This is a genomic window from Sphingopyxis sp., assembly GCF_035250425.1.
GTDB lineage: Bacteria > Pseudomonadota > Alphaproteobacteria > Sphingomonadales > Sphingomonadaceae > Sphingopyxis.
Map to the genome: position 1 here is coordinate 1 of NZ_DATFFD010000162.1, position 3521 is coordinate 3521.

A 3521-nucleotide genomic window follows, 5' to 3' on the forward strand; every position below is an offset into this window, starting at 1 on the left:
TGGTCGCCATGGCTCATATTGACGCGAAACGCATCGGCGCCGGCGCGGTGCAGCGCGGCGATCATCTCGGGATTGGCGCTCGCGGGGCCAAGGGTCGCCAGGATGCGCACCTTGCGCTGGCGGGGGGTAAAATTCTGGACCACAAAAGCTCCGATAACAGGGGGGACGCTAGGGCAATGCCGACTTGCTGATGATCGCAATGCCGCCTTGATGATACGAAGGCAACCGCCGTATAGCTATTCAATCATTCAACGGAGGAACCATGTCCTGCAGCGACGATCAGACGGCCGGTAACGACGCGCTCGACAGCCTCGACGATGCGGTCGCCGCCGCGGCGTTTCGCCGCCTCGTCCGCCTGCTCCAGCATCGCAGCGATGCCGCGAACATCGACCTGATGGGGCTCGCCGGATTTTGCCGTAACTGCCTCGGCGACTGGATCGCCGAGGCGGGCGACATGGACAAGGAAACCGGCCGCGCGATCGTCCACGGCATGCCCACCGCGGAGTGGAAAGCGCGCCACCACACCCCCGCGACCCCCGAACAGCTCGCCCGGATGGAAGAAAGCATGGCCAAAAATCCTAAGGGCCATTAGGGACGCGCCAGGCGCGATTCTTGCGCCGCATCATCCCAACTACCGGAGCCAAAAATGAGCGAAGCCACCGTATCCGACGAACAACTGCGCCTTTTCATCGAGCGCATCGAGCGTCTGGAAGAAGAGAAAAAGGGCATCGCCGACGACATCCGCGACACCTATAATGAATCGAAATCGCAGGGTTACGACCCGAAAATCATGCGCCAAATCGTGCGTCTGCGCAAATTGCCGGTCCACGATCGCAAGGAAATGGAAGCAATTCTCGACGTCTATAAGTCGGCGCTCGGAATCGACTGACACCAATCCCGGCAATCCTCAGGAGAGTGACGATGTTCAGCACCACCACCAACAATGTCGAGGGCCGTCCGGTCCGCGAATATCTGGGCATCGTCACCGGCGAGGTGATCGTCGGCGCCAATCTGTTCCGCGACCTCTTCGCCAGCATCACCGACATCGTCGGCGGCCGCTCGGGCAAATATGAGGATGTCCTTGCCCGCGCGCGCAAGGAAGCGATCGCCGAAATGGAAGCCGAGGCCGCGCGCCTCGGCGGCAACGCGGTGATCGGCGTCGACCTCGACTATGAAGTGCTCGGCCAGAATGGGTCGATGCTGATGGTCAGCGCCTCGGGGACGGCGGTGGTTGTCTGATTGCAGGCGCCGCGCGTGGTTGTCTGGAACCGCGCTACGCGCTAGGGGCAGCGTCACATTTCCCGTTTCGATGGAGGTAGGCCGTGGCCGGCCATAGCAAATTCAAGAACATCATGCACCGCAAGGGTGCGCAGGACAAAAAACGCAGCTCGCTGTTTTCCAAGCTTTCGCGCGAAATCACCGTCGCGGCGAAAATGGGCCTGCCCGATCCCGACGCGAATGCACGCCTGCGCGCCGCGATCAACGCCGCCAAGGCGCAGTCGGTGCCCAAGGACAATATCCAACGCTCGATCGACAAGGCCGCGGGCGGCGAAGGCGATAATTACGAAGAAATCCGCTACGAAGGCTATGGCCCCGGCGGCGTGTCGCTGATCGTCGAGGCGCTGACCGACAACCGCAACCGCACCGCGACCAACGTCCGCACGGCCTTTTCGAAAAACGGCGGCAATCTCGGCACCAGCGGCAGCGTCAGCCACGGTTTCGACCGGCTCGGCATGATCAGCTATGCCGCAAAGGCGGGCGACGCCGACACGGTATTCGAAGCCGCGCTCGACGCGGGCGCCGACGATGTCGAATCGTCCGAGGATGGCCATGACATCTGGACCAGCGTCGACAGCCTGCACGAAGTCGCCAAGGCGCTCGAAGCCAAGCTCGGCGAAGCCGAAGGCGTCAAGCTCGCCTGGCGCCCGACGCTGAAGAGCGAAGTCACCGACGAAGCGACCGCGCAGACCTTGTTCAAGCTGATCGACACGCTCGACGACGACGACGACGTCCAGACCGTGTGGGGTAATTACGAGATCCCCGACGCGGTGATGGAAAAGCTTGGATGACAAGATCCTCCCCTCCCGCTTGCGGGAGGGGCCAGGGGTGGGCCGATGCACGGCACGCCGCTTGCCCACCCCGAACCCCTCCCGCAAGCGGGAGGGGCTTTTAATATGATCATCCTCGGCCTCGATCCCTCGCTCAGCTGCACCGGCTGGGGCGTCATCCGCGTCGAGGGCAGCCGGATCAGCCATATCGCCAACGGGCAGGTGAAGACCGACGCAAAGGCGCCCCTGCCCGACCGGCTCGCGTATCTCGATACCGTGCTCGCGGCCGTGATCGCAGATCATGCGCCTGGGTGCGCCGCGGTCGAGGAAGTCTTCGTCAACGACAATCCGCAATCGACGCTGAAGCTCGCGCACGCGCGCGGCGTCGTGCTGCTCGGCTGCGCGCGCGGCGGGCTGACGGTCGCCGAATATGCGCCGCGGCTGGTCAAGAAAGCGATCGTCGGCACCGGCGGCGCGGCGAAAGAACAGGTGCAGGCGATGCTGCGCGTGCTGCTGCCCGGCGCAAAGGTCGCCGGACCCGATGCGGCGGACGCGCTGGCGGTGGCGATCTGCCATGCAAACCACCGGCCGCGCATTTGATAGTTTCACGCGAAGGCGCGAAGGCGCGAAGGCGCGAAGAGGCGGACCTGGGCCGCCAGGCTCCCTTCTCCTTCGACGCCGCGTCATCGCGCAACATCCGATGGAGAAAGCCGCTTCGCGGCAAATGCGACATCTTCGCGTCTTCGCGTCTTCGCGTCTTCGCGTGAACCAAATTTGTTCCCTTTTCATTCCTACCACGCTAGCACAGCGAAATGATCGCGAAACTCACCGGACGGCTCGACTCCACCGCCGCAGGCCATGCGGTGATCGACGTCGGCGGCGTCGGCTACCTCGTCGAAGCGTCGGCGCGCACCCTCGACGCCCTCGGCCCGGTCGGCGGCGATGTCACCATCCACACCGAAATGCTCGTCGGCGAGGATTTCCTGCGCCTGCTCGGTTTTGCCAAGGCCGAGGAGCGCGACTGGTTCCGCCTGCTCACCAGCGTCCAGGGCGTCGGCGCCAAGGTCGCGCTCGCGATCCTCTCGGCGCTCGAAATCGGCGACCTGCAACGCGCGCTGGCGAGCGGCGACAGCGCGATGATCGCGCGCGCCAACGGCGTCGGGCCGAAGCTGGCGCAGCGGATCACGCATGAGTTGAAGGACAAGGCCGGCGCGCTCGGCGGGATCGCGGGTTCGGGTTCCACCCGCTCCGCCACATCCGGCCCGCTCGGGGACGCCGTCACCGCCCTCACCGGGCTCGGCTTCAAACCCGGCGAAGCGAGCGCTGCGGTCGCGGCAGCGAATGAGGAACTGGGCGCGGGTGCAAGCCTCGACGCGCTGGTCCGCGTGGCGCTGAAGAAGGCGGCAAAATGACCGATCGCATCCGCAATGCCGCCTGCCGCTGCGGACAAATCCGCATCGCCTGCACCGGCGA

The 3521-nt window shown here is 64.8% G+C and carries 7 protein-coding genes; 6 read left to right on the forward strand and 1 reads right to left on the reverse strand.

Translation table 11 applies throughout. The features are described 5' to 3' along the window. Window positions 1-143, reverse strand: a 143-nt coding sequence (locus tag VJ811_RS09520) for a pyruvate kinase (RefSeq protein ID WP_324072040.1), incomplete at its 3' end; no start/stop codon positions are given. A gap of 119 nt (window positions 144-262) precedes the next feature. Between VJ811_RS09520 and VJ811_RS09525 the strand changes: the two genes are divergently transcribed. From VJ811_RS09525 to ruvA, 6 genes are all read left to right on the forward strand, one after another. After that, window positions 263-592, forward strand: coding sequence for a DUF1244 domain-containing protein (locus VJ811_RS09525; RefSeq protein ID WP_324072037.1), 330 nt, complete (start codon window positions 263-265; stop codon window positions 590-592). A gap of 54 nt (window positions 593-646) precedes the next feature. Continuing rightward, window positions 647-889 carry a DUF2312 domain-containing protein gene (locus VJ811_RS09530; RefSeq protein WP_037514655.1) on the forward strand — a complete coding sequence of 81 codons (243 nt, stop codon included), beginning with the start codon at window positions 647-649 and terminating at the stop codon, window positions 887-889. A 32-nt stretch (window positions 890-921) separates the two neighbouring features. Next, a complete protein-coding gene (locus tag VJ811_RS09535; protein WP_062184526.1) occupies window positions 922-1239 on the forward strand; it encodes a heavy metal-binding domain-containing protein in 318 nt (105 codons plus the stop codon). Between the two features lie 83 nt (window positions 1240-1322). Beyond that, window positions 1323-2069 (forward strand): YebC/PmpR family DNA-binding transcriptional regulator, encoded by a 747-nt coding sequence (locus tag VJ811_RS09540; RefSeq protein WP_056371881.1) that lies wholly within the window; start codon window positions 1323-1325, stop codon window positions 2067-2069. A 105-nt stretch (window positions 2070-2174) separates the two neighbouring features. Next, on the forward strand, window positions 2175-2648 hold the full coding sequence (gene ruvC, locus VJ811_RS09545; RefSeq protein ID WP_324072038.1) for a crossover junction endodeoxyribonuclease RuvC: 474 nt from the start codon (window positions 2175-2177) through the stop codon (window positions 2646-2648). Between the two features lie 212 nt (window positions 2649-2860). After that, window positions 2861-3460: a Holliday junction branch migration protein RuvA gene (gene ruvA, locus VJ811_RS09550; protein ID WP_324072039.1), complete on the forward strand. Its 600-nt coding sequence runs from the start codon at window positions 2861-2863 to the stop codon at window positions 3458-3460. Window positions 3461-3521: the final 61 nt, after the last annotated feature.

Bases quoted from the DNA above. Each gene is read 5' to 3' on its own strand.
- VJ811_RS09525 (WP_324072037.1), top strand. From the start codon at position 263: ATGTCCTGCAGCGACGATCAGACGGCCGGTAACGACGCGCTCGACAGC.
- VJ811_RS09530 (WP_037514655.1), top strand. From the start codon at position 647: ATGAGCGAAGCCACCGTATCCGACGAACAACTGCGCCTTTTCATCGAG.
- VJ811_RS09535 (WP_062184526.1), top strand. From the start codon at position 922: ATGTTCAGCACCACCACCAACAATGTCGAGGGCCGTCCGGTCCGCGAA.
- ruvC (WP_324072038.1), top strand. From the start codon at position 2,175: ATGATCATCCTCGGCCTCGATCCCTCGCTCAGCTGCACCGGCTGGGGC.
- ruvA (WP_324072039.1), top strand. From the start codon at position 2,861: ATGATCGCGAAACTCACCGGACGGCTCGACTCCACCGCCGCAGGCCAT.